Source organism: Hyella patelloides LEGE 07179 (assembly GCF_900659865.1).
In the GTDB taxonomy this organism is placed as follows: Bacteria; Cyanobacteriota; Cyanobacteriia; order Cyanobacteriales; family Xenococcaceae; genus Hyella; species Hyella patelloides.
In genome coordinates, this window is record NZ_LR214224.1 from 1 (window position 1) to 2,875 (window position 2,875).

A 2,875-nucleotide genomic window follows, 5' to 3' on the forward strand; every position below is an offset into this window, starting at 1 on the left:
GGATGGGGGGACTTCAACAAACCACAGTTAACTGTGAGAGACAAAACATAAAACCAGAAAAGTGAGGGGTCGTCTGGGCGGGTCTCCCGCCCAGCTTGTGAACCCCGTCCCCCCTATCCACCCCTGCGGAGGTCTCCTCCGCAAAGGAACGCCCTAAAGGACTTCCTTCGGTCGCGCGAGTGTTGACTAGCGACGAATAATTAATTAACTAATTAACTACTTGCCATTACCGTTGCCGATAAAACCTAAAGTTAAGCTGTCGGTAGCTAAGAAGTGATCGAGATGGAAAGCTCTTTCTTCAGTAGCTAGCAAGACTTGTTCGTATAAATAACGAGTAGCGCGATCGCCAACACTTTCTGCTTGGGCTGCTTGACGACGAATTAAATCGATAATTTGTTTTTCAGCAGCTAGATCGTTTTCAATCATTTGGCGACAGTCAAAGATGCCATCATCTTCGGTTGTAAAGCAGCAAAGTTCTGCTAATTTACTCAAGCTGGCTGCGGGAACACCGCCCAAACCATTTAAACGTTCGCCAATATCATGAGCGTGACCTTGTACGGCTTCGTAACTTTCTTGGAAGTATTCATGGATCGAATAAAATTCTGCACCTTCTACAACAAAATGATGTTTTTGGTATTGCAGATATAAAGCTTGAAAACTAGCTAGGGCAAGATTCAAACCTTCGCATACGGGAATTACAACTTCTTTGCCTAAACCAATAGGATTATTAGCAACTTCTCCGAATTGTTGAAAAACTAATGTTTGTGTCATGTTTCTTTATTTGTAAGTGGTTAGTCCCGTCAAGCGGGATAATATGGTTAAAGACGCTCTAGAAACGTCCGTACAGTGGTTAATAGTTAGCGATTGTTTGTGTTAAATAAATAACTAACGATCTATCACTAACGATTAACCACTAATGATTGATGACTAATGACATCCAGTTCCGTTGACCAGCATCGCTCCAACCATTCAATTGATTCCGAGCGCGTACTGACGAATTGCTGTATGGTACTGCGAATTAAAATCGCATGGATGCAATGGTCGATTTCTACCCAGAGAGTGCCATCTTGGGGACACCAGCAAGAAATATCTAATTCTTGCAAGCGACGATAAGCACTCCAGCGATCGCTTCGATGAATTTTTGCCACCTGACTGACAAAAGCATCAGGACGAGTGAATTTAGACATGATTTTGAGGTTAATAAGTGGATAATTTCTGTATATTTTGTTCCAAACTCTCGATGCGATTGAGCAAAGAACGAATAATGTGAGCTTCTGGATCGGGTAGTTTACCATGTTCGAGGGGACAACCAATACCACTACGAGAGACAATACGTCCTGGAATTCCTACTACCGTGCAATCATCTGGGACATCCCGCAACACGATCGAACCCGCGCCAACGCGAACATCATTACCGATATTAATATTACCTAAAATTTTGGCACCCGCACCGACAACAACATTTTCCTCTAAAGTCGGATGACGTTTTCCTGTTTGTTTTCCAGTTCCCCCTAGGGTTACGTTTTGGTAGATTAAACAGTAATCACCTACTATGGCAGTTTCGCCAATTACTACCCCCATCCCATGATCGATAAAAACTCCTTTACCGATGGTTGCACCAGGATGAATTTCAATCCCAGTGAGAAATCTTCCCAAGTGAGATAAAAAACGGGGTAATAGGGGAACTTGTTTGTGCCACAGCCAGTTAGCTACTCGATGTAATGCTAACGCATGAACGCCAGGATAGCAAATTAGTACTTCCAACCAATTGTTGGCTGCTGGATCGCGATCGAAGATAATCTTTAAATCTGTCCAGAAATTTGTTTGCCTGATATTTACTGACAATTGTTTCTGTTTGCTATCGCTTCTCTCTCGTTCTCTGTTGATAGTTAGTGGCTGTTGCATTGTTTTAACGGGATTAGTTGTCTTTCGTTCTTGGTCATTTGTTCTTTGTTCTCAGTCAAATGTTTAAAAACCAATGACAAATCACTAATGACTAACTTTATATATTGCTTATATCAACAGCCTCGATTTGTTCTTCGGCGACAGACAAAGGTTAGATTGATTAAATTAATTAATTTGCACTCATTAATTAGAAATGTATGATATGTAAGGTGTTGAGATATCTATAAGTTTTTTTTGAGGTATAGCTACAGGTATTTTTCCCGAAGGGTCTGAGTATTGTTTGGTCAAGGTATTAGTATTTGGTACTCAGGATCGTATTTTCCATAACCTATTCAAACTAAGCAATTGAACGAGATCTTGCTATCAAAAATTTGGTACTCACAAAGCAAATTAATATCATCAAGACAGAACTCAAGCAGTATAAGCTTTGTAGCTGTTGTTACTATTTTTTGTGCTTGCTAAAATCTACATATCAAACTCAAGTAAATAATGATGTTAATTTAGATACGGATTAGAGACAGAAACAGAGTATTGGTTCGCGTTCGGTGACTCCGCGACACTTGAGAAAGCCTCAAATGCTTGCCCTAAAGGATACCGCTCCCCTAAAGGACTCGGCTTCGCCGTCGCGCGACCGAAGGAAGTCCTTTAGGGCATATGACAGACGTTGGCAGATGTTCCATCCGCTCTTTTGGTCAGTATTCCGCAGTAGAAATTGAATTTCGTGACGCTTCTGGAGAGGTTTGACAAGCCTACTCCAGTTTTTTTATATTCTTAAAGCTCTAAGCTCTAAGCTCGGAAGCTCCGCTTGCTAATAGCTTTGTACTTGACGGGAGGAAATGAGGTCAGACCCCCTAAAGGGTGAGTTAGTTGCTCATTGAGGGAAACCCAAGGGGCTGATTCTGTCGTTTCACGGCAGAACTCTTCTGCCCCGCCCAAGACCGCACTAACTCACGAAGTCAGAGGAAGCCCC

3 protein-coding genes are annotated in these 2,875 nt (G+C 42.0%); all 3 read right to left on the bottom strand.

All coding sequences use genetic code 11. The features are described 5' to 3' along the window. Positions 1 to 216: 216 nt before the first annotated feature. On the bottom strand, positions 217 to 771 hold the full coding sequence (gene dpsA / locus H1P_RS32460; RefSeq protein ID WP_144875482.1) for a DNA starvation/stress protection protein DpsA: 555 nt from the start codon (positions 769 to 771) through the stop codon (positions 217 to 219). Positions 772 to 899: 128 nt separating this feature from the next. Further along, entirely contained in the window at positions 900 to 1,187 is a 288-nt protein-coding gene (locus H1P_RS32465) for an Asr1405/Asl0597 family protein (RefSeq protein ID WP_144875484.1), read from the bottom strand. A 10-nt stretch (positions 1,188 to 1,197) separates the two neighbouring features. Next, entirely contained in the window at positions 1,198 to 1,905 is a 708-nt protein-coding gene (cysE, locus tag H1P_RS32470) for a serine O-acetyltransferase (RefSeq protein ID WP_144875486.1), read from the bottom strand. Positions 1,906 to 2,875 lie beyond the last annotated feature (970 nt).

Bases quoted from the DNA above. Each gene is read 5' to 3' on its own strand.
- dpsA (WP_144875482.1), bottom strand. From the start codon at position 771: ATGACACAAACATTAGTTTTTCAACAATTCGGAGAAGTTGCTAATAAT.
- H1P_RS32465 (WP_144875484.1), bottom strand. From the start codon at position 1,187: ATGTCTAAATTCACTCGTCCTGATGCTTTTGTCAGTCAGGTGGCAAAA.
- cysE (WP_144875486.1), bottom strand. From the start codon at position 1,905: ATGCAACAGCCACTAACTATCAACAGAGAACGAGAGAGAAGCGATAGC.